At 72.0% G+C, this 24,616-nt stretch carries 24 protein-coding genes and 1 tRNA gene; 16 read left to right on the forward strand and 9 right to left on the reverse strand.

Going from position 1 to position 24,616, the window contains the following annotated elements:
• Positions 1-17 precede the first annotated feature (17 nt).
• From PYS65_RS21085 to PYS65_RS21095, 3 genes are all read left to right on the forward strand, one after another.
• Entirely contained in the window at positions 18-689 is a 672-nt protein-coding gene (locus PYS65_RS21085; RefSeq protein ID WP_279335480.1) for a GNAT family N-acetyltransferase, read from the forward strand.
• Between the two features lie 173 nt (positions 690-862).
• The gene (gene sepX, locus PYS65_RS21090; protein ID WP_279335481.1) at positions 863-2,218 is read left to right on the forward strand and encodes a divisome protein SepX/GlpR; all 1,356 of its coding nucleotides are present in this window, start codon (positions 863-865) and stop codon (positions 2,216-2,218) included.
• Positions 2,219-2,302: 84 nt separating this feature from the next.
• A tRNA-Ala gene (locus PYS65_RS21095) sits at positions 2,303-2,376 on the forward strand.
• 135 nt (positions 2,377-2,511) lie between these two features.
• Here PYS65_RS21095 and PYS65_RS21100 read toward each other — a convergent pair.
• On the reverse strand, positions 2,512-2,859 hold the full coding sequence (locus PYS65_RS21100; protein ID WP_279335482.1) for a DUF1330 domain-containing protein: 348 nt from the start codon (positions 2,857-2,859) through the stop codon (positions 2,512-2,514).
• 417 nt (positions 2,860-3,276) lie between these two features.
• Here PYS65_RS21100 and PYS65_RS21105 point away from each other — a divergent pair, with 417 nt between their 5' ends.
• Positions 3,277-4,236, forward strand: a complete 960-nt coding sequence (locus PYS65_RS21105) for a D-2-hydroxyacid dehydrogenase family protein (RefSeq protein ID WP_279338024.1) — start codon at positions 3,277-3,279, stop codon at positions 4,234-4,236.
• A gap of 244 nt (positions 4,237-4,480) precedes the next feature.
• Here the strand turns inward: PYS65_RS21105 and PYS65_RS21110 are convergent, their stop codons facing one another.
• A complete protein-coding gene (locus PYS65_RS21110) occupies positions 4,481-4,825 on the reverse strand; it encodes a hypothetical protein (RefSeq protein ID WP_279335483.1) in 345 nt (114 codons plus the stop codon).
• 32 nt (positions 4,826-4,857) lie between these two features.
• Entirely contained in the window at positions 4,858-5,115 is a 258-nt protein-coding gene (locus PYS65_RS21115; RefSeq protein ID WP_279335484.1) for a GntR family transcriptional regulator, read from the reverse strand.
• Between the two features lie 199 nt (positions 5,116-5,314).
• Here PYS65_RS21115 and PYS65_RS21120 point away from each other — a divergent pair, with 199 nt between their 5' ends.
• Positions 5,315-5,650 (forward strand): hypothetical protein, encoded by a 336-nt coding sequence (locus PYS65_RS21120; protein WP_279335485.1) that lies wholly within the window; start codon positions 5,315-5,317, stop codon positions 5,648-5,650.
• Positions 5,650-5,967, forward strand: a complete 318-nt coding sequence (locus tag PYS65_RS21125) for a hypothetical protein (protein WP_279335486.1) — start codon at positions 5,650-5,652, stop codon at positions 5,965-5,967. The genes PYS65_RS21120 and PYS65_RS21125 overlap by 1 nt, the downstream gene beginning before the upstream one ends.
• A gap of 26 nt (positions 5,968-5,993) precedes the next feature.
• Here the strand turns inward: PYS65_RS21125 and PYS65_RS21130 are convergent, their stop codons facing one another.
• Positions 5,994-6,470, reverse strand: coding sequence for a GNAT family N-acetyltransferase (locus PYS65_RS21130; protein WP_279335487.1), 477 nt, complete (start codon positions 6,468-6,470; stop codon positions 5,994-5,996).
• Positions 6,471-6,560: 90 nt separating this feature from the next.
• Here PYS65_RS21130 and PYS65_RS21135 point away from each other — a divergent pair, with 90 nt between their 5' ends.
• Complete coding sequence (locus PYS65_RS21135) at positions 6,561-7,370, forward strand: exodeoxyribonuclease III (protein WP_279335488.1); 810 nt, start codon at positions 6,561-6,563, stop codon at positions 7,368-7,370.
• A 151-nt stretch (positions 7,371-7,521) separates the two neighbouring features.
• Here the strand turns inward: PYS65_RS21135 and pdxR are convergent, their stop codons facing one another.
• Complete coding sequence (gene pdxR / locus PYS65_RS21140) at positions 7,522-8,964, reverse strand: MocR-like pyridoxine biosynthesis transcription factor PdxR (protein WP_279335489.1); 1,443 nt, start codon at positions 8,962-8,964, stop codon at positions 7,522-7,524.
• A 166-nt stretch (positions 8,965-9,130) separates the two neighbouring features.
• Here pdxR and PYS65_RS21145 point away from each other — a divergent pair, with 166 nt between their 5' ends.
• Complete coding sequence (locus tag PYS65_RS21145; RefSeq protein WP_279335490.1) at positions 9,131-9,622, forward strand: cupin domain-containing protein; 492 nt, start codon at positions 9,131-9,133, stop codon at positions 9,620-9,622.
• A 46-nt stretch (positions 9,623-9,668) separates the two neighbouring features.
• On the opposite strand, the gene PYS65_RS21150 is transcribed toward PYS65_RS21145, so the two are convergent.
• The gene (locus PYS65_RS21150) at positions 9,669-10,289 is read right to left on the reverse strand and encodes a MerR family transcriptional regulator (protein WP_279338025.1); all 621 of its coding nucleotides are present in this window, start codon (positions 10,287-10,289) and stop codon (positions 9,669-9,671) included.
• 209 nt (positions 10,290-10,498) lie between these two features.
• Between PYS65_RS21150 and PYS65_RS21155 the strand changes: the two genes are divergently transcribed.
• The 3 genes from PYS65_RS21155 to PYS65_RS21165 all read left to right on the forward strand — a co-directional run bounded on the left by PYS65_RS21155 (position 10,499) and on the right by PYS65_RS21165 (position 13,156).
• Positions 10,499-12,016, forward strand: a complete 1,518-nt coding sequence (locus PYS65_RS21155; protein WP_279335491.1) for a flavin-containing monooxygenase — start codon at positions 10,499-10,501, stop codon at positions 12,014-12,016.
• Complete coding sequence (locus PYS65_RS21160) at positions 12,013-12,897, forward strand: SDR family oxidoreductase (protein ID WP_279335492.1); 885 nt, start codon at positions 12,013-12,015, stop codon at positions 12,895-12,897. The genes PYS65_RS21155 and PYS65_RS21160 overlap by 4 nt, the downstream gene beginning before the upstream one ends.
• Before the next feature lie 76 nt (positions 12,898-12,973).
• A complete protein-coding gene (locus PYS65_RS21165; protein ID WP_279335493.1) occupies positions 12,974-13,156 on the forward strand; it encodes a hypothetical protein in 183 nt (60 codons plus the stop codon).
• 160 nt (positions 13,157-13,316) lie between these two features.
• Here the strand turns inward: PYS65_RS21165 and PYS65_RS21170 are convergent, their stop codons facing one another.
• Complete coding sequence (locus PYS65_RS21170) at positions 13,317-16,781, reverse strand: S41 family peptidase (RefSeq protein ID WP_279335494.1); 3,465 nt, start codon at positions 16,779-16,781, stop codon at positions 13,317-13,319.
• Positions 16,782-16,964: 183 nt separating this feature from the next.
• On the opposite strand from PYS65_RS21170, the gene PYS65_RS21175 reads away from it, so the two are divergent.
• The 4 genes from PYS65_RS21175 to PYS65_RS21190 all read left to right on the forward strand — a co-directional run bounded on the left by PYS65_RS21175 (position 16,965) and on the right by PYS65_RS21190 (position 21,087).
• Positions 16,965-17,564 carry a TetR/AcrR family transcriptional regulator gene (locus PYS65_RS21175; RefSeq protein WP_279335495.1) on the forward strand — a complete coding sequence of 200 codons (600 nt, stop codon included), beginning with the start codon at positions 16,965-16,967 and terminating at the stop codon, positions 17,562-17,564.
• Positions 17,565-17,695: 131 nt separating this feature from the next.
• Entirely contained in the window at positions 17,696-19,921 is a 2,226-nt protein-coding gene (locus PYS65_RS21180) for an MMPL family transporter (protein WP_279335496.1), read from the forward strand.
• 203 nt (positions 19,922-20,124) lie between these two features.
• The gene (locus PYS65_RS21185) at positions 20,125-20,637 is read left to right on the forward strand and encodes a YbaK/EbsC family protein (protein WP_279335497.1); all 513 of its coding nucleotides are present in this window, start codon (positions 20,125-20,127) and stop codon (positions 20,635-20,637) included.
• Positions 20,638-20,802: 165 nt separating this feature from the next.
• On the forward strand, positions 20,803-21,087 hold the full coding sequence (locus PYS65_RS21190; RefSeq protein ID WP_279335498.1) for a DUF1876 domain-containing protein: 285 nt from the start codon (positions 20,803-20,805) through the stop codon (positions 21,085-21,087).
• A 15-nt stretch (positions 21,088-21,102) separates the two neighbouring features.
• On the opposite strand, the gene PYS65_RS21195 is transcribed toward PYS65_RS21190, so the two are convergent.
• Positions 21,103-22,278 (reverse strand): serine hydrolase domain-containing protein, encoded by a 1,176-nt coding sequence (locus PYS65_RS21195; protein WP_279335499.1) that lies wholly within the window; start codon positions 22,276-22,278, stop codon positions 21,103-21,105.
• Positions 22,279-22,479: 201 nt separating this feature from the next.
• On the opposite strand from PYS65_RS21195, the gene PYS65_RS21200 reads away from it, so the two are divergent.
• On the forward strand, positions 22,480-22,851 hold the full coding sequence (locus tag PYS65_RS21200; protein ID WP_279335500.1) for an SsgA family sporulation/cell division regulator: 372 nt from the start codon (positions 22,480-22,482) through the stop codon (positions 22,849-22,851).
• Positions 22,852-22,916: 65 nt separating this feature from the next.
• Here PYS65_RS21200 and PYS65_RS21205 read toward each other — a convergent pair whose 3' ends face one another.
• A complete protein-coding gene (locus PYS65_RS21205; protein WP_279335501.1) occupies positions 22,917-24,593 on the reverse strand; it encodes a penicillin-binding transpeptidase domain-containing protein in 1,677 nt (558 codons plus the stop codon).
• Positions 24,594-24,616 lie beyond the last annotated feature (23 nt).

Below are 24,616 nucleotides of genomic sequence, written 5' to 3' on the forward strand. Positions count from 1 at the left end.
ACGGTTCATCCTGGCCCGTGGAGCTGGTGGCCGGCGACGTCGTCCTCCGGCCGATAAAGCTGCGCGACCAGCGGGCCTGGCGCGAGGTCAACCGGCGCAACCGCGACTGGCTGCGCCCCTGGGAGGCGACGATCCCGCCGCCCACCCCGTCCGGTCCGATCGTGCACCGGCCGACCTACCGCCAGATGGTCCGTCATCTGAGGGCGGAGGCGCACGCGGGGCGGATGCTGCCGTTCGTCATCGAGTACCAGGGGTGCCTGGTCGGCCAGTTGACGGTCGCCGGGATCACCTGGGGTTCGATGTGCTCGGGGCACGTCGGCTACTGGGTCGACGAGGCGGTGGCCGGCCGCGGGGTGATGCCGACGGCCGTGGCGATGGCCGTGGACCACTGTTTCCGTACCGTCGGACTGCACCGCGTCGAGGTGTGCATTCGCCCCGAGAACGGGCCCAGCCGCCGGGTCGTGGAGAAACTCGGATTCCGTGAGGAGGGGCTGCGCCCGCGGTATCTGCACATCGACGGCGCCTGGCGCGACCATCTCGTCTTCGCGCTCACGGCGGAGGAAGTGCCCGAGGGGCTGCTCGGGCGCTGGCAACGGGCACGCGCCCGGAACGAGCGGGCGGGCGGGGACGAGTGGGCGGACGGTGACGAGCGACGTAATCCCGAAATCCCGCGCCGCCCAGGTAATTGAATAAATGTTCGAATTTGATCGCGTGATGACCGTCTGAAGGTGGGAAAATTCCCGGCTTAAGTGGTCGCCTGATCGCATCGTTCGCAAAAAAAGTTCGAAATATCAGCCGGATCGTGCGACACACCGGCTCAATTGGCGGATGGCCTCACCTAAACCCCTCTACCGTGTGAGGCGTGAGCAGCAGCGGCCTCATCTACGCAGTCATCGTCGGGGCCTGGGCCGCCTACTTGGTGCCGATGTGGCTCCGTAGGCAGGACGAGCTGAACGAGGCCCGTCCGACGGAACGCTTCAGCACCGCCATCCGATTGTTGTCCGGACGGGCGGGAATGGAGCGCCGGTACGCCAAGGACCTGCGGGCGCGCTCCGCCGACGAGGAGGAGCAGAGCGTCCACGACCCGGACGCGGTCACCGATTCGGTGGACGTCCGGGCCTTCGCCGTGTCCCAGACCCGTCCGCAGCAGGTGCAGGCGCCCGTGCGTCCGCACCCCGCGCAGCGGCCGGAACGGGCGGTACCCGAAGCGGTCCCCGACGAGCCGACCGGACGCGCCCCGCGCGAGCGCGTCCCGTCCGCCCGGCGCGGAGCGCCTCCGCGAAGGGCGCAGCCCGCGCTCCCGGCCCAGCAGGCCCCGCCGTCGCAGGCCACCCCGTCCGCCCAGCCGCCGCAGCCGTCCCCGCAGCCCTCCCTGTCGGCGCAGGCCGCCGCGGCGCGCGCCCAGCGCTCGAGGGTGCTCGCCCGGCGTCGGCGCACCACCACGATGCTCTTCCTCGCCTTCACGTTCGGCGCGGTCGTCGCCGCGGTCGGCGGGCTCACCTTCCTGTGGGCGCCCGGAGTGCCCGCGGTGCTGCTGAGCGTCTACATCGCCTACCTGCGCTCCCAGGAGCGCCGCCGTTTCGCGTACCAGATGGACCGTCGGCAGGCCGAGGCCGCGGCACAGCGGTTGCGGGAGCGTCAGCCGCGCCGCCGTCCGTCCGTCGACGACATCGACCCCGACGAACCGGAGGGACCCGCGCCGGGCCTCGACCCCGATGCCGAACCGGGTCCGGAGACCGACCCCGGCCTCCTGGCGCTCGCCGCCGACCGGCGCGCGCTCGTCGAGCAGACCGACCACGCCGAGTGGGTCGACCAGCAGCGGGAGCGCCGGCAGCGGCCCGGCCAGGGCGGCGACAGCTGGGACCCGGTCCCGGTGCCGCTGCCCACGTACGTGACCGCCCCGGTCGCCCCGCGCGCCACCAGCGACGTGGACCTCGGCGCCGCGGACACCTGGAGCTCGGCGCGTTCGAGCGCCGTGGTCCCGGGCCCGGAGGAGACGGCCGGCACCGCCGACGGCACGGCTCCGGAGGGGGACCGGGCCGTCACGGAGGAGCAGGCCGGCGCCGACGGGCACAACGACGCCCTCCCCCACGCTCGAAGGCGCTCGCGCGGAGGGACCCCCACCGCGGCCTCCGCCCGCCGTGCCCGTGAGCGCGGCCGCACCCCGCTGTTCGATCAGTACGAGGACGGCGACCGCCCCCGGGCCGTCAACGAATGACCTTGGAAAACCCGCGGCCGACCCCCCACCGGCCACGGATTTCCGAGCACCCCGATCGGGGTGCTAAGGTTTCTCTCGTTGCAAGGGCCTGTGGCGCAGTCTGGTAGCGCACCTCGTTCGCATCGAGGGGGTCTGGGGTTCAAATCCCCACAGGTCCACCGCAGCTGAAAGCCCCCGCCGGGAAACCGGCGGGGGCTTCTTCGTGTCGACACGAACAACCCCTTGCCCTCCGGGACGGGCGTCACGCCGCCCTCGTCAGTTGGACGGTCCCGCCCTGTCCGAAGCGTGCGGGGCTAATCGGCGGGAAGGGCTTCCCGCATCGCCTTGGTGACGCCGGTCGGCTCGTAGCCCTCGGGTACGCCTTCGACCAGGATGATGTCGCCGTCGATGTGCCGCGAGCGCAGCGGGGCGATCTCCCGGTACGCGGGGGAGTCCCACCAGGCCCGCGCCTCGGCGACCCCGGGGAAGCCGATCATCACGACGTGCCCGGGCCAGCTGCCCTCCTTCACCTCGTGCTGCGTGGCGTGCACGAGGAAGCGTCCGCCGTACGGCTCGAAGGTGGCGGGGATGCGCTCGATGTACTCGACGATCTCCGGGTGCGGAGCGGCCTCTTGCAGGTGGGCTATGACGTAGGCGGGCATGGTGTCCTTCCGGTCGGTCGAACTCCGTACACCGGGATCTTGGCACGCCGGGGCCCCGGGGGCGATGACCTGACGGGTGAGCGAACTCCGCCCGCGGTGTGGGCTGGTGGCGCACATGCCCCGGCCGCCCGGCCCTCCGCCCACGGCGGGCCCGTCGTCACAGCTGTCGTCGACCACCGCGCCGACGGGGCCGGGGAGGGCCGTGGCGACCTGCCGCGGGGCCTGTACATCGGGGTGGGCCGGGGACGCGCCTTCACGTACACCCGGTCCGCCCGGTCCGCCGCAATGGGTATCCTGCCGCTGCTGTCGCCCCGGGGTGCGGCCGGGCGCGTCCTCAGGGTGTACATCCCCGACCGGCTCGGCCTTCGTCGGGCCGCCGCCGACGCTCGTACCGTGGGATCCACGGAAAGGACCGACATGCGGCTTCGCTGTGCCGTGCTCGACGACTTCCAGGGCGTCGCCACCACCGTGGCCGACTGGAGCCCCCTCCAGGAACGTGTGGAGGTCGTCAGCTTCACCGAGCACATCGCCACCGAGGGTGAACTGGCCCTCGCGCTCGAGGACTTCGACATCGTGGTGACCCTTCGGGAGCGGGTTCCCTTCCCTGCCCCCCTGCTCGACAGGCTTCCCCGGCTCAAGCTGCTCATCGCCTCCGGCATGCGCAACTCGGTGATCGACTACGCGGCCGCCGAACGCAACGGGGTGACCGTGTGCGGTACGGAAAGCACGTCGACCCCGCCGGTCGAGCTGACGTGGGCGCTGTTGCTCGGCCTCGCCCGCGGCATCGTCACGGAGAACAACGCGCTGCGCGCGAACGGCCCCTGGCAGTCCACGGTCGGTGCCGACCTGCACGGCCGCCGGCTCGGCCTGCTCGGCCTGGGGAAGATCGGCAGCCGGGTGGCCCGGGTGGGCCTCGCCTTCGGTATGGAGGTGGTCGCGTGGAGCCAGAACCTCACCGAGGAACGCACGGACGAGGTCGGCGTCCAACTGGCCGGCTCCCAGGAGGAACTCCTCGCCACCAGCGACTTCGTCTCGCTCCACCTTGTCCTGAGCGACCGGACCCGCGGGCTGCTCGGCGCGCCCGAACTGGCCCTGCTCAAGCCGACCGCCTACCTGGTGAACACCTCACGGGCGGCCCTCGTCGACCAGGACGCCCTGCTCGCCGTGCTGCGGGAGGGACGGATCGCCGGAGCCGGAGTCGACGTGTTCGACGTCGAGCCCCTGCCCGCCGACCATCCCCTGCGCACCGCGCCCCGGCTCCTGGCCACCCCCCACCTCGGCTACGTCTCGCAGAACAACTACCGCACCTATTACGGCCAGGCCGTCGAGGACATCGAGGCATTCCTGGCGGGCGAGCCCGTACGACGTCTTGGCTGAGCCATGTGGTGGTAAATCCGTGAGCACTTCGGCCATCACTGTCCCTCTGCCGCTCGTTTGAGCGGTAAAGGGACACTTGCCCTCCAACTGCTCACAACTTTCAGCAAGCCCCCGCCCCTGGCCTCGGGTTCGGGGCGCCGAACCGTCGGGTGTGGCCGAGCGGTCGGCGGAACGAATGGACGTGGTGTGGATCCCGTGGGGCGGCCTGATCCTCGCGGCTTTGCGCGAACTGGCCACGGAGTGCTCAGGGGAGGCGGTGCCCCATCTTCGCCGACTGACGGTTGTGGCCCTTCGTGTCCCACCACTCCTCCAGCAACGCGCGCACGATGTGCACAAGTTGCTCAAGCCGGTCGGGGTCCGGGGCCGACGAGACGAGGACGTCGACGAAGGAGCTGTCGTCCCAGGGGAGCGTGACCGCCCAGCGTTCGTCCTGTCGTCCCGGGCGCTCCACCGTGATCCGGTATTCCAGCACGGCGGCGCCACCCGGACGGTGCTCCACCGACAGCTCGGCGATGGCGAACCTCATACTGCCGTCACCGGTCGTGTACGAACGGGCGAGCGCCTGCTCGGCCGGTTTCCTGGCCGTCATGCTCGCTCCTTTTCCTCGGTGTGGCGGGAGTGTCAGTCGGCGGTTCCGTTCCCCTCCGGTGCGTTGGCGGGTGGCTGCTGCACGACGAAAGACCCCTTGCCCCGTACGGTCACGATGAGCCCTCGCTCGCGGAGTTCTTGTGCCGCCCGCCGTGCGGTGAGCCGTGCCACCCCGTACTCGTCGGCGAGGTGATTCTCCGAGGGGATCGGCCTGTCCGGTGCCAGCTCGCCCGACTCGATCTTCTTCGCGATCACGTCGGCCAGTTGAACGTAGAGCGGTCGTGCGCTCATCGGATCCAGAGTCGGCGTCGACTCCTCTGTATCGCTCATATGTCCAACATAGGTATGCCCTCATGTCCACTAACGAGTGGATCCCTCTGTACTTGTCTGCAGAGGGCTGTAGCTCGATATAGCTTCATAGCCAAGAAAGCCCCGGCGAGGTGGATCAGACCTCCCGGGGCGCGGCCAACGCTGTATTGGGAGCGTCGACATGCATGACCTTATCCACCGCCTCGCCCATCGGCTGGGCCTTCTCTTCGGTCCCGGCACCGGAGCCCACCGGGCGGGCAGCCCCCGTCCCGCGCATCTTGCCGCCGGCCCCGTGCCCGCCACAGACTCCGCCTGCCTCCCCCCGCACCGTTCCCCGTACTGCCTGCACCTCCCCCTCGACGGCACCGACTCCCGGCTCGTCCGCCCCTACCTCGCCGCCCACGAACAGGAGCGGGCGGCACGTCAGTGGCGTCGCAGGGTCGCTCTCGTCCTCGCCGCCGACTTCGGGATCGACCTCGACCAGCACACCGTCGGCGCGGGGAAGGTGGCCGCGTGATGAAGTCGTACCCCTCGCTCCGGCTGCTGCCCTGGTCCTCGCCGGACGGAAAGCCCTGCTTCCTCGCCGACGGCGGTGAGGGCGGATACGTCTCGCGGCTGGCTGACGAGACGGAGGCCCGGCAGCTGGCCGACGGCCTGGACGTGCTCCGCCGTGCCCGGCGGGTGCTGGAGGACCCGATGTCCCCGTACGTCGAGGTGCGGTACGCCGGTGTCCGTCTCACCGAGTGCCTCGCCGACACCCTGCGCGTCGCGGAATCCCGCGGCCGACGCCTGCCCTCGCCGGAAAGCACGGAAGGCGGAGGGGCGGACGAGTAGTCGGTGAACGGCGGTGCCGAGTGCCGCTACAGCGGCTTCGCGTAGCAGAGGCTGCTGTCATGGAAGCGGTAGTAGCCGAACTTCTCGCAGGGCTCGTAGCCGCTGGAGGTGTAGAGGGCGACGGCCTCCGGCTGCTGGGTGCCGGTCTCCAGGACCATGCGGAGGCGGCCGGCCGCGCGGGCGTCCTCCTCCAGAGCGGCCAGAATGCGGCGGGCCAGGCCCCGGCCGCGCATCCCCTCGGCCACGTACATCCGCTTCAGCTCGGCGTCCCCGTCGCGGTTGCCCTCGCCGTTGGTGTTCTGGACGCGCCAGCCGCCGGAGGCGACGGGGGTGTCGTTCTCGTCGTAGGCGAGCAGGTAGACGCCGTTCGGCGGGCGGAAGTCCGCGGGGTCCATGGGGGTGGCGTCACCGCCGTCGCCGTAGCGGACGTGGTACTCGGCCTGGACCTCGTCGTTCAGCTTGACGGCGTCGGGGTGGTCGTAGGAGACGCGGCGGATATTCATGCGAAGTAAGGTATATCAATCCGGGTGAGGTGAGGGTCCGTTTTCCGGGCCCGGAACGGGACCCGTCCAGTGTGCCGGTATCGTGCCCTGATGTTCACTGTGACCTCCGTCAACGTCAACGGACTGCGTGCCGCCGCGAAGAAGGGCTTCGTGGAGTGGCTGGAGCGGACCTCCGCCGATGTGGTGTGTCTGCAGGAGGTGCGCGCGGAGCCGCAGCAGCTGCCCGAGCACGTCCGGGAGCCCGAGGGGTGGCACGTGGTGCACGCGCCCGCCGCGGCGAAGGGGCGCGCGGGGGTCTCGCTGTACACGCGGCGCGCGTCCGATCGCGTCCAGGTCGGCTTCGGGTCGGCCGAGTTCGACGGCAGCGGGCGGTACGTGGAGGTGGACCTGCCCGGCGTCACCGTCGCCTCGCTCTACCTGCCCTCCGGTGAGGTCGGCACCGAGCGGCAGGACGAGAAGATCCGCTTCATGGGGGAGTTCCTCGCCTATCTGAAGGGCCTGCGGGAGCGGGCCGCCGCCGACGGCCGGGAGGTCGTGGTGTGCGGGGACTGGAACATCGCGCACCAGCAGGCCGACCTGAAGAACTGGCGCGGCAACACCAAGAACTCCGGGTTCCTGCCGGAGGAACGGGAGTGGCTCTCCCGCGTCCTCGATCCGGCCGAGGGCGGGTACGTGGACGTCGTCCGGGCGCTGCATCCGGGTGTCGACGGGCCGTACTCGTGGTGGTCGTACCGGGGGCGGGCCTTCGACAACGACGCGGGCTGGCGCATCGACCTCGCCGTGGCCACGCCCGGGCTCGCCGCCCGCGCGGTCGAGGGCCACGTGGAACGCGCGGCCACGCACGCCGAACGCTGGTCGGACCACGCTCCGGTGACGGTGGTGTTCCGGCCCCGGGACTGAGGCGCCCGCCGCCCGGTGGGGTGGTGTGCCGGTGTTCCGGCCTCGGGGCTGACGCCCGGTGGGGGTGGTGCGCCGCGGGTATGCCGCGCGGGCGGAGTGCCACCGGGTCCCGGCCGCTGCCGGGGCCCCGGGCGCCGGCCCGCCGTGGGGGTCAGCTTCCGTCGGGGGGTGGGGGCAGGATGCGGCAGAGGGCGTCGAGCGCCGCTCCGAAGCCGTGGTCGGGAGGGGCGGCGTAGCCGACGACCAGGCCGTCGTGCGCGGGCATGGTGGCGGCCGGGTGCCGGAAGCCGGCGAGCCCGTCCACGGCGACGCGCTCCCGGGCCGCGGCCCCGGTCACCGACCGCTCGGTGCCGGGTGGCAGGCCCAGCACCGCGTGCAGCCCGGCGGCGATGCCCGTGAGGGCGATGTGCGGCGCCCGGTGGGCGAGAAGGCCGACGAGACGGTCCCTGCGGTCCCGGTAACGCTGCCGGGTCCGGCGGATGTGCCGGTCGTAATGGCCCGATTCGATGAAATCGGCGAGCGTCAACTGGTCCGTGACACCGGCCCACGCCTCGCGCTCGCCCTTGACGCGCAGGACGGGCTCCACCAGGTGGTCCGGCAGGACCATCCACCCCAGCCTCAGCGCGGGGGAGAGGCTCTTGCTGAGCGAGCCCAGGTACACGACACGCTGCGGATCGAGACCCTGGACGGCACCCACCGGCTCCCGGTCGTAGCGGAACTCCCCGTCGTAGTCGTCCTCCAGCAGCAGGCCCCCGCTCCCGCGTGCCCAGTCCACCGCGGCGGCCCGCCGCTCGGGGTGGAGCGGCCCTCCCGTCGGGAACTGGTGGGCGGGGGTGAGCAGCGCCGCCCGTACGCCCTTCAGCGCGGACAACTCCGCGGTGCGCGCCCCGTGTTCGTCCAATGTCAGAGGTACGGTCCGGACGCGCGCGGCCTGCAGGACCGACCGGTGGAAGGGCAGTCCGTAGGACTCCACCGCCAGGGGGCCGCGCAGCACCTTCCCGTCGAAGAGGAGCCGTAGGGCGGGTGCGAAACCGGAGCACACGACGATGGTCTCGGGGCTGGTGCGCACGCCTCGCGCGCGTGCCAGGTACTCGGCGAGGGCACGTCGCAGCTCGGGCCGGCCCCGGGGGTCACCGGGCCCGAACGCCTCGTGGGGCGCCGCGTTCAGCGCCCGCCGCGCGGCGGCCAGCCAGGCCGTACGGGGGAAGGACGCGGCGTCCGGCAGGCCTTGCCGCAGGTTGTGGGCGGGCGGCTCCGGCTGTGCCGGCGTCGGTCGGGGCGCCCGCGGGGGAGTGAGCGGCTTCGCTCTGGGGGCCACCCGTGTCCCCGACCCCTGGCGGGCGACCAGCCAGCCCTCGGCGACGAGTTCGGCGTAGGCCTCGGCGACGGTGTTGCGGGCCAGACCGAGGTCGGCGGCGAGCGACCGGTAGGGAGGGAGCCGGGTGCCCGGGGCCAGCCGTCCGTCCCCTATCGCCTCGCGCAGCGCGCGACCGAGCGCGGCCCGGCGGCCACCGCCTCCGGACATGTCCGGGTTCAGGTCCACGTACAGGTCGCTGCCGACGCGTTCGGCTGGATTGACCCATGAATCAGCCACGGGAATGCACCCTACACAGGGTCTTTCGGGTGCGTAGCGTGGTGGTCATGAGGACGGGGGGACGGAGTGAGGCCGGGATCCGGAGACGGCCCGGACATGGCCCGGGGCTACCCGGGCGGACCTGCTCCCCGCAGTTCACCGACCGACCGCAGCCGAGGAGAACCTCATGAACGCGTCCGCCCGCCCCGTCCTGGTCCGTGCCGGTTCCGCCGAGACGTTGCAGGACGGGGCCACCAGTCTCATCACGCTGCTCGCCGACTCCGACCGGACCCAGGGGGCGCTGACGGCCAACCGGGCCGGTCTGCGCAAGGGGTCGCCGGGCGCTCCCGCCCACTTCCACACCAAGGCGACCGAGATGTTCTTCGTGCTCGGTGGCAGCCTGCGGGTACTGCTGGGCGACCGGATCATCACCCTGGAAACCGGCGACTTCGTGACGGTGCCGCCGCGGCTGCCGCACGCTTTCGCTCCGGCCCGGGGCGAGGAGGCCGACGTGCTGGTCGCCTTCACCCCCGGTATGGACCGCTTCGACTACTACCGTCTGCTGGAGCGGGTCCACCTGGGGGAGGCCACCGTCGAGGACATCAAGGCCAGTTCCGAGCAGTACGACAACCATTACTACGCCAGCTCCCTCTGGGAGGCAGAGCTGGCCGGCGACTGACCGGCGACCGGTCGGGGACCGACGGCCGGCGGCCGGCCGCCGGCCGTCAGTCCCGCTGGTGCAGGCGGCGGTCCATCGCCAGGGAGAGTTCGGCGTCGACCACGCTGCGGGCCAGGGGGCGCAGGCGGTGGACGGCGTCCTCGGGGGCGTGGCGGAGGATCAGCTCGGCGAAGAGGCCGGCCATGGTCTCGGCGTGGGCGCGGACCTCCCGGCCCGCACGCAGCACCTCGGCGAGCGGGATGCCCTCACGGACCAGGGCGGAGGAGACCTCCAGCAGGCGGCGGCTGATGTGGACGATCTCCTCGCCGTCGGTGCCGAGGTAGCCGAGGTCCATCGCGGCGGCGAGGTTCTCCGGGGTGACCTCGCCGGTGAAATGGTCGGCGAGTTCCTCGGGGGTGAGGCGGACCGGGGTCTCCTCGGTGGGAGTGTCCATGCCGAGGAGGTCGCCGACGTCGCGGCCGTGGTCGAAGGCCTCGGCGAGTTCCGCTATGCCGTTCAGGGTGTGGCCGCGCTCCAGCAGGGCCGTGATGGTGCGCAGGCGGGCCAGGTGCCGGTCGTCGTACCAGGCGATGCGGCCCTCGCGGCGGGGCGGCGGGATCAGCTTGCGTTCGCGGTAGAACCGCAGCGTGCGCACGGTGATCCCGGCCCGTCGGGCCAGCTCCTCCATGCGGTACTCGCGCCGCTCACCGGATCCTGCGTTCTCCTCTGCCACGCCAGCAGCCTAGGGCCTGCGCGCCGGACGGGCCCCGGGGCGTACCAGCGGTAACTTTCCTTGTGCGCCCCCTACCCATCGGTACGGCCCTGCCCTACTCTCCCCATTGCGCCAGTGTTCACTGGCGGGGTTTTCGGTGGTGCGCGAGGGCTGGAGGCTTCGGGATGGCCGAGCACGAGCATGTACGGGTCGCGGTGGTGGGGTCCGGGTTCGGAGGGCTGGGGGCCGCCGTGCGGCTGCGGCGCGAGGGGGTCACCGACTTCGTCGTCCTGGAACGGGCCGGCAGCGTCGGCGGCACCTGGCGGGACAACAGCTATCCCGGGTGCGCGTGCGACGTGCCGTCCCACCTGTACTCGTTCTCCTTCGCGCCCCATCCCGACTGGCCGCGCTCCTTCTCGGGGCAGGAGCACATCCGCGCCTACCTGGAGCACGTCACCGACACCTTCGGCCTGCGCCCGCACCTCCGCTTCGACTCGGAGGTGAAGCGGATGGTGTGGGACACGGAGCGGCTGTGGTGGGAGATCGAGACCGGCAACGGCACCCTCACCGCCGATGTCGTGGTCTCCGCCACCGGGCCGCTGTCCGAACCCAGGGTCCCCGACATCCCCGGGCTCGACACCTTCCCCGGCAAGGTCTTCCACTCCGCCCGCTGGGACCACGACCACGACCTGCGCGGCCAGCGGGTCGCCGTGGTCGGCACGGGGGCCTCGGCGATCCAGATCGTGCCGGCGATCCAGCCGCTCGTCTCCCGGCTCACCCTCTTCCAGCGCACCCCGCCCTGGGTCCTGCCCCGCATGGACCGGGCCATCAGCGGCGCCGAACGGGCCCTGCACCGGGCGCTGCCCTTCACCACCCGGCTGCGCCGCGGACTGCTGTGGGGCGTCAGGGAGTTGCAGGTGCAGGCGTTCACCAAGCATCCGGGCGAGCTCGGTCTCGTCGAGCAGTTGGCCAGGCGCAACATGGCCCGTGCCGTCAAGGATCCGGCCCTGCGGGCCAAGTTGACCCCCGACTACCGCATCGGATGCAAGCGGATCCTGCTCTCCAGCACGTACTATCCGGCGATCGTCCGGCCCAACGTCGATGTCGTCGCCGGCGGGTTGAGCGAGGTCCGCGGGTCGACCGTCGTCGCCGCCGACGGAACCGAGGCCGAGGCCGACGTGATCGTGTTCGGCACCGGGTTCCACGTGACCGACATGCCCATCGCCGAGCGGGTCGTCGGCGCGGAGGGCAGGACCCTCGCCGAGACGTGGACGGGCGGGATGGAGGCCCTGCGCGGCGCCTCGGCCGCCGGGTTCCCCAACTGGATGACGCTCATCGGGCCGAACACCGGCCTCGGCAACTCGTCGATGATCCTGATGATCGAGTCCCAGCTGAACTACCTCGCCGACTACCTCCGCCAACTCGACCTCCTGGGCGGCCGGGTGGCCCTCGACGCCCGCCGGAGCGCCGTCCGCGTCTGGAACCACCGGGTGCAGCAGCGGATGAAGCACACGGTGTGGAACACCGGTGGCTGCACCAGCTGGTACCTGGACGCGAACGGCCGCAACACCACCGTCTGGCCGGGCACGACCGGTGAGTTCCGGCGCGCGACCCGGCGCGTGGACCTGTCCGAGTACGCCGTCCTGCGCGCACCCGCGAAGAAGACCACCGCGCCCCACGAGAACACCGAGGTGGCCGCATGAGCAGGGGCAGTCTCGAGGGAAAGGTCGCCGTCGTCACCGGAGCGGCCCGCGGAGTGGGGGAGTTGCTCGCCCGCAGGCTCTCCGCGCGCGGGGCGACGGTGGCACTGGTCGGGCTGGAGCCGGACGCGCTCGAACGGGTCGCGGAGCGACTGCACGGCGAGAGCGGTCACTGGCACGCCGACGTCACCGACCACGAGGCGATGGCCCGGGTCGCGGGGGAGGTCGCGGAACGGTTCGGGCGGGTCGACATCGTGGTCGCCAACGCCGGTGTGGCCAACGGCGGTCCGTTCGCCGACTCCGATCCGGGATCCTGGCGGCGGGTCGTCGAGGTCAACCTGATCGGATCGGCGGTCACCGCCCGCGCGTTCCTGCCCCTGCTGATCGCGAGCCGCGGCTACCTGCTCCAGATCGCCTCGCTCGCCGCGATCACCCCGGCGCCGATGATGACCGCGTACTGCGCCTCCAAGTCCGGTGTGGAGGCGTACGCGCACTGTCTGCGGGCCGAGGTCGGACACCGGGGAGTACGGGTCGGCGTCGGCTATCTCTCCTGGACCGACACCGACATGGTGCGCGGGGCCGACCAGGACGAGGTGATGCGGGAACTCAGGCAGCGGCTGCCGTGGCCGGCGAACAAGACCTATCCGCCGGGGCCCGCGGTGGACCGGATCGTGGCCGGGATCGAGCGGCGCTCGAGCCATGTGTACGGGCAGTGGTGGCTGCGCGGGATGCAGGGCGTGCGCGGATACCTGCCCGGCGTGATCGGGACCGTCGGGCAGCGGGAGATGCGGCGGTTCGCGGATCGCCTCACCGGCATGCGCACGGGCCTGGTCGGAGCCGGCGGCAACGCCGACGAACAGCATCGGACTACGGTGCGTGACTGATCGACATGCGCGGGGTGACTGTCCGTGTGAATCTGGTCGGGCAAGATCCCCCACACCCCAACGGGAGTGAACCCACATGGGCATGAAGGACCAGTTCCAGGAGAAGTCCGAGCAGATGCAGCAGCAGGCCAAGCGGAAGGCCGACCAGGCCAAGGAGCAGATCCAGAACCGCGGTCGCCGTCGCGAGGAGGACCCGAACAACCCGCAGCGCGGGCGGGAGAAGTCCGAGGAGCGTTACGATCGGGACCACGACGCCTGACGTCGTGTGCTGCTGAACACCTGCTCGGCACGGCCGGTGAAGGCCGTTTGCTGAAGCGGGAAGGGGCGCCTCCGCGGGGGGTGCCCCTTCCCATGTCTCCAGGCCCCTCGCACCCCTCGCACCCCTTGTGCCTCCTATGCGCCTTGCGTCCCTGGTCCCTTCACGCCTCGTGTGTCCTCGGTGGCAGCTTCGGGCGGGAGCGGTCGGGGACGTCGCTGTAGGTCGGGGGAGTGGCCGGGGGCTCCGTCTCCAGGAGTTCCAGGGCCAGCCGGACCGCGTCGTCGAGCACCGGGTACCGGCCCTCCGCCCAGTCCAACGGAGTGCGCAGCGCCTCGAGATCGGGGGCGACGCCCCTGTTCTCCACCGACCAGCCGTACGCGTCGAACCAGGCCGCGTTCATCGGCACCGTGATCACCGTGCCGTCCCCCAGCCGGTGCCGGCCGGTCATGCCGACCACCCCGCCCCAGGTGCGCTGCCCGACCACCGGCCCCAGCTTCAGCAGCTTGAACGCGGCCGTGATCATGTCGCCGTCGGAGCTCGTCGCCTCGTCCGCGAGGGCGACCACCGGCCCGCGCGGGGCGTTGGCCGCGTACGACACCGGCTGGGCGTCGCGGGTGAGGTCCCAGCCCAGGATGGTGCGGGTCAGCGTCTCGACGACGAGTTCGCTGATGTGGCCGCCCGCGTTGCCGCGCACGTCGACGATCAGCGCCGGGCGGGACACCTCCATGCGCAGGTCGCGGTTGAACTGGGCCCAGCCCGAGCCGCCCATGTCGGGGATGTGCAGATAGCCGCACCGGCCGCCGCTCAACTCCCGTACGACCTCACGGCGTTTGGCCACCCAGTCCTGGTAGCGCAGAGGGCGTTCGTCGACCAGCGGGACGACGGCGACCCTGCGGGGCGGGCCCGTGCCCTCGGCCGGGGCGAACGTCAGCTCCACCGTCGTACCGCCCGTCCCCGCGAGCAGCGGGTAGGGCCCGGCGACCGGGTCCACCGGGCGGCCGTGGACATGGGTGAGGACCGCGCCCTCACGGATGCCGGTGCCGGCCAGCGGCGAACGCGCGCGGGAGTCGGAGGAGTCACCGGACAGGATGCGTTTGACCGTCCAACCGTCCTCCCGGGGCACCAGGTTGGTGCCGAGGAAGCCCTGGCGACGCTGGTAGTGCGGCGGGCCCTCGTTGCGGCGGGCGGCGGTGACGTAGGCGTGGGAGGTGCCGAGTTCGCCGAGCAGTTCACGCAACAGGTCCGCGAACTCGTCCGGGGAGGCGACCCGTTCGATCAGCGGACGGTACTGGTCGAGCGCCGCGTCCCAGTCGATGCCGCACATGCCGGGTTCCCAGAAGTAGGCCCGGATCAGCCGCCCGGCCTCCGCGTACGACTGCCGCCACTCGGCCACCGGATCGGCCTCGTGCAGGATGCGGCGGACGTCGATCCAGACGGTGGAGTCGCTGTCGCCCGGCTCGGTCGCGGGCACCGCGCGCGGCTCGCCCCCGTCGGCCACGACCAGCCGCGTCCCGTCGCCGCTGACCGCGAAGAGGTCCAGGTGATCGACGAGTTCGGACTTCTTCGCCTTGCTGATGTCGAAGTGCTCGAGAGTCGGCCGGCCGCTGGTGTCGTCCGGGTTCACGAACGTCTCGCCGAGCGCGCCCGAGATCGGCCAGCGCAGCCAGACCAGCCCGCCGCCCGCGACCGGGTGCAGCGCCGAGTACTTGGAGGCGGTGACCGGGAAGGGGGTGACCCTGCTCTCCAGGCCCTCGGTCTCGACGGTCACCGGGCCGCCGTCGCCGAGGTCGTCCTCCTCGGCCTCCACCGGGTCCAGGCCCCCGGCGGCCGGCCGGCCCTCGGGGCTGAGGGCGAACGGGGAGAGGGTCGCCGAGGACAGCGGCACCAGGTACGGGCGGCAGCCCAGCGGGAAGGACAGGTCACCGGTGTGCACGTCGTAGACCGGGTCGAAGCCGCGCCAGGACAGGAAGGCGAGGTAGCGGCCGTCCCGGGTGAAGACCGGGTTCTCGTCCTCGAAGCGGCCGTTGGTGACGTCGATGACGAACCGGTCCTTGAGCCGGGCCAGTTTGATCTGCCGCAGCGTCCGCCCGATACCGGGATGCGACCAGGTGAGCCACCCGCCGTCGGGCGAGAACGCGAGGTCGCGCACGGGCCCGTTGACGGAACGGATCAGCTCGGTGACCGGGGCGTCGGGGACGGGGTCAGGGACGGGGTCAGGGACGGGGTCGGGGTCGGGGGCGGAGCCCTGGCCGTCGTCGGCCTCGGCGGGGTCGGCCCCGCCGGTACCGGTCTCACGGGGGTCGACCTTGCCAGGGCCGGTCTCGCCAGGGCCGGTCTCGCCGGGGCCGGCCTCGCTGGTGTCGATGAGCAGCAGGCGGCCGTCGTGGGAGGCGACGGCGAGGCGTTCGCCGTCCGGGTCGGCCACCATCTCCAGCACCCGGCCCAGCCTCCCCGGGGCCAGTCGTCGGGTGGGGCGGCGGCCGCTCGCCCGGGGCAGGGAGACGATCTCGATCGCGTCCTCGCCCTCGGCGTCCGTCACATACGCCACCCGCCCGCTCGCGCCGAGCATCTCCGGCAGCCGCACCCGCACGCCGGGGGTGTCGGTGAGGGTGCGCGCGGGGCCGTCGCGGTGGGTGAGCCAGTACAGGCTGCCGCGTACGACGACGGCACTGGCCCGGCCCGTCTCGTCCACCGAGACGCCGTCCAGGTGGTGCGCGGCGGGCACCTGGTAACGGCGCCGCCCGGCGCGCGGCCCGCTCAGCGTGATGTCCAGCCGGCGCGGCACGGAGTCCGGGGACAGGCCGTCGACGATCCACAGGTCACCGGCGCACTGGTAGACGACCCGGGTGCCGTCGCTGGACGCGTGCCGGGCGTAGAACGCGTCGTGGTCGGTGTGGCGGCGCAGATCGGAGCCGTCGTACGCGCAGGAGTACAGGTTGCCGACGCCCTCGTGGTCGGAGAGGAAGGCGACCCGGCCGCCGACGAGCATCGGGGACTGCAGATGCCCGTCGACCTTGGCGAACACGCCGTGCCCGTCCTGCTCGTCGTCTCCGCCGTCTCCGTCGAGCAGGCGCCGTCCGTGCAGCCACAGCCTGCCCGTCGCCCCGCCCCGGTACCGCTTCCAGCCGGCCGGTTCGTGCGGCGGGGTACCGGTGAGCAGCAGGGTCCTGCGTTCCCCGTCGATCTCGGCGACCTGGATGTCGCTCACCGGCCCCCAGGGCAGTTTGCGCCCCGGATCGCCGTCGGTGGAGAGCTTGTAGGACCAGGAGAAGTACGAGAACGGCTGGCCGTGCGAGGCGACGGCGAGGATCTCGGGGCTCTCGTCGCCGTCGGGGCTCGGGGGCGTCCAGCCGCAGACCCGGGTGTCGGGGCTGCCCCAGTAGGTCAGCCGGCGGCCCGGCCCGCCGTCCACCGGCACCAGATGGACCTCGGGGTCGAGGCTGCGCCAGCTCGTGTACGCGATGTGGCGGCCGTCGGGTGAGAAGCGGGGGTGGCCGAGCTTGGTGCGGTCGACGGTGAGCCGCCAGGCCCGGCCCGGGGCGTCGAGTGGCGCGAGCCAGAGGTCGTCCTCGGCCACGAAGCACAGCAGGTCGCCGTTGAGGTGGGGCAGGCGCAGATAACTCACCCTTCCCATGCTTTTCCCGGTGACGGACCACAGCAACTCGTGGGGAGCGACGGCGGCTCTCCCGACGTGACCCAGCACACGTACGAAACGGTTTCGTTCCCTTAGAGGGGTGCGGTACATTCTTCGTGTACGAAACCGTGTCGTTCGGCGCGGTGAGACCCGGAGCGAGGAGAGGTGGGCGGGATGACCGAGGACGCGGCAGTGCGGCGCAGCCGGATCACCCCGGAGCGCGTGGCCGAGATCTACGCGGCCGTGCTCGACCTGCTTCGCGAGGTCGGGTACGACGCCCTCACCATGGACGCCGTGGCCGCCCGCACCCGGTCCAGCAAGGCCACTCTCTACCGCCAGTGGGGCGGCAAGGCCGAGCTGGTGGTGAGAGCCATGCGGTGCCAGAAGCCGGGCAGCACCGGTGACGTCGACACCGGTTCCCTCCAGGGGGACCTGCACGGACTCATCGGCCGTGAGGGCGACTACGTCATGGAGCAGAACGCCGCCCTGATGCGGGCGCTCGCCATGGCGGTGCACACCAACGACGACCTGCGGCGCGCCTTCAGGGACCTGCTCGTGGAACCCGAGATCGACGAGTTCCGGGGGATCGTCCGGCGCGCGGTCGAACGCGGCGAGGTCCACCCGGACAACCCGGCGCTGGACTACATGGTGCACATGCTCGTCGGCGCGTTCGCCACCCGGACGCTGATCGACGAACAGCCGCCCACGCGGGACTTCCTCATCTCGTACATCGACGCCGTGGTCCTCCCCGCCCTCGGCGTGTCCCCCCGCTGACCGCCCCGGTCGGCTCTCCCCGCACGACCCTCTCCATCCCACCATCACCACCTGACGGACGACACCGCTCACGTCGTCGGGCTGGACCCCCCTGCCCTGAGAATCCACGACCTGACCGGGAGTACTCCCTCGTGGCCACATTCCTCTATCGACTCGGACGTTTCGCCTTCAGGCGACGACACTTCACCGCCCTGTTCTGGGTGGCGCTGCTGGCACTCGCCGGCGTCGGCGCGGCCGGCGCTCCCGCGGCCGGCAACACCTCGTTCTCCATCCCCGGCACCGAGGCCCAGAAGGCCTTCGACGTGCTGGAGGAACGCTTCCCCGGCACCAGTGCCGACGGAGCGACCGCACGCGTCGTCTTCAAGGCGCCCGCCGGCGAGAAGATGACCGACGCCGGCAACAAGGCGACCGTCGAGAAGACCGTCAAGGAGCTCTCCGGCGACTCCCAGGTCGCCTTCGTCGCCGACCCGTACCAGGGCGGAGGCCTCAGCCAGGACGGCGCGGTCGCCTACGCGTCGGTGAGCTACAAGGTCTCCGGCATGGAACTGGAGGACTCCTCGCGCGACTCCCTGGAGGCCGCCGCCGAGGACGCCCGCGACGCCGGACTGACCGTGGAGATCGGCGGTGACGCGCTGCAGGCCGTCCCGGCGACCGGCACCGCCGAGATCATCGGCATCGGTGTCGCCGCGGTCGTCCTGGTCATCACCTTCGGCTCGCTGCTCGCGGCCGGCCTGCCGCTGCTCACCGCGATCATCGGTGTCGGCATCGGCGTCGCGACCATCACCGCGCTGGCCTCCACCCTGGAGCTCGGCTCCACCACCTCCATCCTGGCCACGATGATCGGCCTCGCCGTCGGCATCGACTACGCGCTGTTCATCGTCTCCCGCTACCGCACCGAACTGGCCGAGGGCAGGGAGCGCGAGGACGCCGCGGGCCGCGCCGTCGGCACCGCGGGCTCCGCGGTGGTCTTCGCCGGACTCACGGTCGTCATCGCCCTCGTCGGTCTGTCGGTCGTCAACATCCCGATGCTGACCAAGATGGGCATCGCCGCCGCCGGCACCGTCGCCATCGCCGTCCTCATCGCACTCACCATGGTCCCGGCGCTGCTCGGCTACGCGGGCGGCAAGGTCCGCCCGGCCGGCGAGAAGAGCAAGCTGCTCGGCGGCGGCCGCGCCAAGAAGACCGGCACGGAGACCGGCACGGCGCAGCGCCCGAACATGGGCACCCGCTGGGCGAGCTTCGTCGTACGCCGTCCCGTGGCCGTCCTCCTGCTCGGCGTCGTCGGCCTCGGCGCGGCGGCCGTCCCGGCGGGCTCCCTGGAACTGGGACTGCCCGACGACGGTTCGCAGCCGACGTCCACCACCCAGCGCCGCGCCTACGACCTGCTGTCCGAGGGCTTCGGCCCCGGCTTCAACGGTCCGCTGGTCGTCGTGGTCGACGCCAAGAACAGCGACGACCCGCAGGCCGTCTTCCAGCAGACCGGCGACGAGATCAAGGGCCTCGACGGCATCGTCACGGTGGCCCCGGCGCAGCCCAACGAAGCCGGCGACACGGCCACGATCACCGTCATCCCGGACTCCAAGCCGTCGTCCGTGGCGACCGAGGACCTGGTGCACGACATCCGGGACGCCGGAGCGGACATCAAGGCCGACGTCGGCGCCGACATCCTGGTCACCGGCGCCACGGCGGTGAACATCGACGTGTCGCAGAAGCTCAACGACGCACTGCTGCCGTATCTGACCCTGGTGGTCGGGCTGGCGTTCCTGCTGCTGATCGTGGTCTTCCGGTCGATCCTGGTCCCGCTGAAGGCGGCCCTCGGCTTCCTGCTCTCCGTGATGGCCGCCCTGGGCGCCGTGGTCGCGGTCTTCCAGTGGGGCTGGCTGGCCGGCCTGATGGGCGTGGAGGAGACCGGCCCGGTCATGTCGATGATGCCGATCTTCATGGTCGGTGTGGTCTTCGGACTGGCCATGGACTACGAGGTGTTCCTCGTGACCCGGATGCGGGAGGCCTTCGTCCACGGGGAGAACCCCAGCCAGGCCGTGGTGACCGGCTTCCGGTACAGCGCCCGGGTCGTGACCGCCGCCGCGGTGATCATGATGGCCGTCTTCTCCGGCTTCATCGGTTCCAGCGAGGCGATGGTCAAGATGATCGGCTTCGGCCTCGCCGTCGCCGTCCTCTTCGACGCGTTCGTCGTCCGCATGGCGATCGTCCCGGCGGTGCTGGCGCTGCTGGGCAAGAAGGCCTGGTGGCTCCCGAAGTGGCTGGACCGCGTCCTGCCCAACGTGGACGTCGAGGGCGAGGGCCTGCGCACGCAGGACGACAGGAAGGGCGAGGACCGGGAACTGGTCCACGCCTGACACCACCGGACCGCAGGACGTCGACTCCTGCGGTCCCCCGTACCAGCCGGTGAGGGCCCCGTGGGGACGGGGAGCCCTCACCGGCTTCCCCGTTCCGCACCCGCCGCACCCGCCGCACCCGCCGCACCCGCCGTGCCCGCCGTGCCCGTCACCGGGGCGAACCCGGTCGCCCGCCGTCCGCGCCGCCCGCTAGCGTGCCCCGCATGACGACAGCCGCCACTGACCACGAGGGCTCCGCCGCCCACCCCCGATTTGCCGAGGCCCTGCGGGAGATGGGGCTCTTGGAGGTGATCGGGCAGGTCCGGCGCTTCCCCGACGCCGCCCGTACCGCACCCGAGGCCGCCGCCGCGATCGGCTGCGAGCTCAGCCAGATCTGCAAGTCGCTGATCTTCGCTGTCGATGACGTGCCCGTACTGGTCCTGATGGACGGCGCCTCCCGGGTGGACCTGGAACGGGTCCGGCAGGAACTCGGCGCGCAGAAGGTCACCCGCGCGAAGGCGGACGTCGTACGGGAGACCACCGGGTACGCCATCGGCGGCGTGCCGCCCTTCGGACACCGCACCACGACCCGCGTCCTCGCCGACCGCTCCCTGCTCGACCACGATCTCGTGTGGGCGGCGGCCGGCACCCCGTACACCGTCTTCCCGATGGAACCCAGGACGCTGATCGCCCACGCCGGCGGCATCCTGGCGGACGTGCGCGAGCGCTCCGAGTGACCCCCCGAACGCTTTGGTGCTCCGCGGATCGCCGCGGCCGGGCTGCTGGTCGTCGGGATCGGGCTGATGCTGCGCGCCGGGTAGTGGTGGCGGGCCGGGTCCGATGGGGTGCGGGCGGGCGGGAGGAGGGGCACCCTGGAAGCAGGACTTCCGGAGGTGACCGTCATGACGAGCACGATGCGCACCACGGTCGGGTGGCACGTCGAGATGGAGTTCATGGAGGACGACCAGCACACGCGCGCGGCGGCGCTGCTCCGGCTGCCCGACGGGACCGAGGTACGGGCCCACGGGCACGCGAGCCGGCACCACGTCGACGCGAACCAGCCCAGGGTCGGGGAGGAGGTCGCCGGCGCACGCGCGTTGAACGAACTCGCGATGCAACTGCTGACCAAGGCGCACGACGAGATCGACGAAGTGTCCGGCCGGACCTCGCACCCGATCCACGTGTGAGCGACGCGGGGTGAGCTAGCCGGCCAGGGCCGAGCGCACCGCCCGTACCAGGGCCTGGGCGCGGGGATCGGAGGTCACCGTCGTGCGGAAGCCGTTGGTGACGTAGCCGAAGGCGATGCCGGACTCCGGGTCGGCGAAGCCCAGGGAGCCGCCGCGGCCTGGGTGGCCGAAGGAGCCCGGGGCCAGGAACGGCGAGGCGCTGCCGTGCAGCATGTAACCGAGGCCGAAGCGGGTGCCGACGATCAGGACGCGGTCCGGGCCCGCCGACTCCTCGGCGCGGGCGCGTGCGACGGTGGCCGCCTCGAAGAGGCGTACGCCGTCGACCCGCCCGATCAGTGCGGCGTAGAAGCGGGCGAGCCCGTCCGCCGTCGCGATGCCGTTGGCGGCGGGCTGGGACAGTGCGCGAAACGCCGGGTCGTTCGGGTCCGGGGACGGGCTGATCGCGGCGAAGGCCCGGCGGGTGACGGAGGCGGGATCGTCGTAGGCCGCGGTGACCGAGTGCTTGGGGCGGGCGCGGAGCGCGCCGGACGGCTCGGGCCCCTCGACCGGGCCGACCCGCCCCACCCGGTGGGCCTCCGCGTCGGGCAGCCCCAGCCAGAGGTCGAGCCCCAGCGGAGCGGCGATCCGGTCCGCGATCCACTCGCCGGCTCCCTGTCCCGTCACGCGCCGGACCAGTCCGTCGAGCAGCCAGCCGTAGGTGAGGGCGTGGTAGCCGTGGTCGGTGCCCGGCTCCCACAGGGGCGCCTGGGCGGCGAGTGCCTCGGCGCCCCGCAGCGGGTCGAGCGCCTCCGCCGGGGTGAGCGGGCGGTCGAGGAGCGGGAGTCCGGCCCGGTGGTTCAGCAGGTGCCGGACCAGCACCCGCTCCTTGCCGTGGGCCTTGAACTCCGGCCAGTGCCGGCCGACCGGCGCGTCCAGGTCCAGTTCGCCGTACTGGTGCAGCAGCAGGGGGACGGCGGCGGCGACGCCCTTGGTCGCCGAGCGCACGACCTGGGCGGTGCCCCGGCGCCAGGGCTCGGTGCCGTCTGTGCCGTTGACGTCCTTGACCCCGGCCCACAGGTCGACGACCCGGCGCCCGTCCCGGTAGACGGCGACGGCGGCGCCCCGGTCCCCGAGGTGCTCGAAGTTCCGTGTGAATGCTTCCCGGACCGGCTCGAAGCCCTCGGTCACTGTGCCGTGCACCTCGACGCCCACGTCCGCCTGTCCTCTCGGTTCACCTCTGACATGGGGTGCAACAGCGGCCGTCCGCCTGTGATTCCTGGGCTGTTTCGAGCAGGGACCGACTTATCGGTGACGAGGGTCGTACGGAAGGTGCGATCCCGAAATGTGTGCGACATTGTCCGTACAAGTGGGTACACGGCTTTCGTACAGGTAGCGCACCATGAGGGGCCACCCATGAACGCAGTCGAGCAGTACGCACGTGCAGAGATCGTCACGGACGCGGACGCCCCGCAGGCCGCGGACCGCGGGACGGTGCCCGTGATGCTGTGCTACGACGCCGAGCGCGACCCCCGCACCGTGACGGTGCGGATGCCCGGCTCCGGGAACCGCGAGTGGACCGTCTCCCGCGCGCTGCTCGAACAAGGGCTGCGCACCCCCGTGGGGAGCGGCGACGTGCGGGTGTGGCCGTGCGGGCGGGTGCAGACCGTCGTGGAGTTCCACTCCGCGCAGGGGGTGTCGGTGGTGCAGTTCGACACGAAGGCCCTGACGCGGTTCCTGCGGGGTACCCACGCGGCAGCGGTGACCGCCGCACCGGTCCCGTACTGACCGCACCGGCCGTACTGACCGCACTGACCGCGCCGGCGGCCGGTGAGCCGCTGCCCGCGTCCGGGTCAGCCGTCGCCGAGCTTCAGCAGGCTCGCCACGATCGGGCCCGCCGTCTTGCCGCCGTGGCCGGCCGCCTGCACGACCCCCGCCGCCGCCAGGTCCCCGCGGTACGCGGTGAACCAGCCGTTGGGCTTCTTCTGACCGTCGACCTCGGCCGACCCGGTCTTCGCGCCCTTGTCACCGCTCACCCCGGCCATCGCCGTCGCCGCCGTGCCGCTGGTCGCCGTGTACGACATCAACTCCCGCAGCTGCGACAGCGTCTGCGGCGACATGGTGCGCGAGGCCGTGGCCAGCGTGCGGTTGTCCACCTCCGGCGCCACCAGGTACGGCTGGTGGAACACGCCCGCCTTGACGGTCGCCGACACCGACGCCATGTTCAGCGGGTTCATCCGCACCCCGCCCTGACCGATCAGGGAGGCCGCCATGGGGGCGTCCTTCTGCACCGGCACCGCGCCGTCGAAGGACGACACCCCGACCTGCCAGTCGTCCTTCGCGAGCCCGAAGACCTGCTGCGCCTGCTTGGTCAGGTCGTCGTCCGTCAACTCGGGCGCCTGGCTGATGAAGGCGGTGTTGCAGGAGGCGCCGAAGCTGTCCCGGAACGTTCCGCCCTTGATGTCGAACTTGTCGAGGTTCTGGAACTTCCAGCCGCCGTAGCTGAAGTACTTCGGGCACGGGTGCTTCTCGTCGATGGACGCGAGGCCCTTCTCGATCAGCATCGAGGCGGTGAGCACCTTGAACGTCGAGCCGGGGGCCAGTGACCCCTGGAGGGCGGTGTTGAAGCCGCGCGAGGCGTTCGCGGCGGCGAGGATCTCACCGGTCGACGCCCGCAGCACCACCACCGACGACCTGGCCTTCTTGGCCACCTGCTCCTCGGCCGCGGCCTGGAGCTTCGGGTCCAGCGTGGTCCGCACCGTGCCGGGAGTGCCCTTGCTCAGCTCCAGCACGGTCCTGTCGGAGGCCTCCGCCTTCTTGGACTCCTCGCCGCGGACCACACGCAGTTCGATGCCGGCCTCGCCGCCCGCCGACTTGCCGTACTTCTCGCGCAGCCCGTCCAGGACCAGCCCGATGGACGGATAGGCGGCGGTGGTCAGTTCGCCGCCGTCCCGGTCCAGCGCCTTGACCGGCGGGGTGCCCGCCTCCCCGGTGACCAGCCGGTCGCCGTCCTTGAGGTCGGGGTGCACGACGGAGGGCGCCCACGCGACCTGCGGTTCGCCGTCCCCGGCCCGGCGTACGACGGTCAGCGCGCTGTCGTAGGCGAGCGGCTCGGTGAAGTCCCCGTACGCCACCGTGCCCTTGACGGAGAACGGGACCTTGTCGCCGGTACGGGTGCCGGCGGTGAGGGTGACGTCCTCGACGCGGGCGTCCTTGGTGTAGCCGGTGAGCAGGGCGGTGGCCGCCTCCGGGTCGTCGGTGGCCTCGGCGGCCTCGCTCACCTTGCCCTGCTGCCAGGCGGTGAGGAAACGCTCGGCCGCGTCGGTGACCTCGGCGGCGGACAGCGGGCCGGTCCTGGCCTCCTCGGCCTGCTGGGCGGAGGACGTCCGGGTGCCGTCCCCGTCCTCGCCCCCACCCCCGAACAACGCGTAGGCGCCGAGCCCGGCACCGCCGACGACGACGGCGATCACCCCGCCGAGCACGGCGGGCGGGGTCTTCCGTCGCTCGGCGACGCGCTTTCTGTTGCCCACTGCTTGTCCGATCCTCCGCAAAA

The sequence above is a fragment of the Streptomyces cathayae genome, assembly GCF_029760955.1.
Taxonomy (GTDB): domain Bacteria; phylum Actinomycetota; class Actinomycetes; order Streptomycetales; family Streptomycetaceae; genus Streptomyces; species Streptomyces cathayae.

Bases quoted from the DNA above. Each gene is read 5' to 3' on its own strand.
- PYS65_RS21100 (WP_279335482.1), bottom strand. From the start codon at position 2,859: ATGCCCGCCTACGTCATAGCCCACCTGCAAGAGGCCGCTCCGCACCCG.
- PYS65_RS21105 (WP_279338024.1), top strand. From the start codon at position 3,277: ATGCGGCTTCGCTGTGCCGTGCTCGACGACTTCCAGGGCGTCGCCACC.
- PYS65_RS21110 (WP_279335483.1), bottom strand. From the start codon at position 4,825: ATGACGGCCAGGAAACCGGCCGAGCAGGCGCTCGCCCGTTCGTACACG.
- PYS65_RS21115 (WP_279335484.1), bottom strand. From the start codon at position 5,115: ATGAGCGCACGACCGCTCTACGTTCAACTGGCCGACGTGATCGCGAAG.
- PYS65_RS21120 (WP_279335485.1), top strand. From the start codon at position 5,315: ATGCATGACCTTATCCACCGCCTCGCCCATCGGCTGGGCCTTCTCTTC.
- PYS65_RS21125 (WP_279335486.1), top strand. From the start codon at position 5,650: ATGAAGTCGTACCCCTCGCTCCGGCTGCTGCCCTGGTCCTCGCCGGAC.
- PYS65_RS21130 (WP_279335487.1), bottom strand. From the start codon at position 6,470: ATGAATATCCGCCGCGTCTCCTACGACCACCCCGACGCCGTCAAGCTG.
- PYS65_RS21135 (WP_279335488.1), top strand. From the start codon at position 6,561: ATGTTCACTGTGACCTCCGTCAACGTCAACGGACTGCGTGCCGCCGCG.
- PYS65_RS21145 (WP_279335490.1), top strand. From the start codon at position 9,131: ATGAACGCGTCCGCCCGCCCCGTCCTGGTCCGTGCCGGTTCCGCCGAG.
- PYS65_RS21150 (WP_279338025.1), bottom strand. From the start codon at position 10,289: ATGGAGGAGCTGGCCCGACGGGCCGGGATCACCGTGCGCACGCTGCGG.
- PYS65_RS21155 (WP_279335491.1), top strand. From the start codon at position 10,499: ATGGCCGAGCACGAGCATGTACGGGTCGCGGTGGTGGGGTCCGGGTTC.
- PYS65_RS21160 (WP_279335492.1), top strand. From the start codon at position 12,013: ATGAGCAGGGGCAGTCTCGAGGGAAAGGTCGCCGTCGTCACCGGAGCG.
- PYS65_RS21165 (WP_279335493.1), top strand. From the start codon at position 12,974: ATGGGCATGAAGGACCAGTTCCAGGAGAAGTCCGAGCAGATGCAGCAG.
- PYS65_RS21175 (WP_279335495.1), top strand. From the start codon at position 16,965: ATGACCGAGGACGCGGCAGTGCGGCGCAGCCGGATCACCCCGGAGCGC.
- PYS65_RS21185 (WP_279335497.1), top strand. From the start codon at position 20,125: ATGACGACAGCCGCCACTGACCACGAGGGCTCCGCCGCCCACCCCCGA.
- PYS65_RS21190 (WP_279335498.1), top strand. From the start codon at position 20,803: ATGACGAGCACGATGCGCACCACGGTCGGGTGGCACGTCGAGATGGAG.
- PYS65_RS21200 (WP_279335500.1), top strand. From the start codon at position 22,480: ATGAACGCAGTCGAGCAGTACGCACGTGCAGAGATCGTCACGGACGCG.